Origin of the sequence: Saccharothrix deserti (genome assembly GCF_009769385.1) — a bacterium.
Classification (GTDB): Bacteria; Actinomycetota; Actinomycetes; order Mycobacteriales; family Pseudonocardiaceae; genus Actinosynnema; species Actinosynnema deserti.
Genome location: NZ_VKAB01000173.1, coordinates 1 through 546, shown reverse-complemented (window position 1 = coordinate 546; position 546 = coordinate 1). Strand labels below are relative to the sequence as shown.

Annotated in this window: 1 protein-coding gene; it reads left to right on the top strand. The window is 67.4% G+C overall.

The window, feature by feature from the left end; translation table 11 throughout:
• On the top strand, positions 1–524 hold a 524-nt coding region (locus tag FM051_RS50075; protein WP_238413281.1), incomplete at its 5' end, for a transposase.
• Positions 525–546 lie beyond the last annotated feature (22 nt).

Here is a 546-nt window from a genome sequence, read left to right as displayed (position 1 = left end):
CGAAAGCCCGCACCTGGGGGCGGCGTGGACGGACTCCGACGGTGGCGGTCTCGGGCAAGGGCTCGGGCCGGGTGTCGATCGCCGGACTGGTGTGCGTCCGGCCCGGACACCGCCCCCGGTTGATCTATCGCACCCTGATCCACCGTGGCCGCAAGGGCGAGCGGCGCAGCTTCGCCGAGACCGACTACGCCGCCCTGCTCGACGCCGCCCACCAGCAACTCGACGGCCCCGTCGTACTCGTCTGGGACAACCTCAACACCCACATCAGCCACGCCATGCGCGACCTGATCGCGGCCCGGGACTGGTTGCACGTCATCCGGCTACCGCCCTACGCCCCGGAACTGAACCCGACCGAGCACGTGTGGTCACACCTCAAGCGCAGCCTGGGCAACCTCATCGTCCACGGCATCGACCACCTGGCCGCGATCGTGAAGAACCGACTCAAGCGAATCCAGTACCGGCCCGAACTGATCGACGCCTTCTTCGCCCACACCGGACTGAACCTCGAGCCAGAACCGCCGTAATGCCAGCCTTTCAACCTCTGTA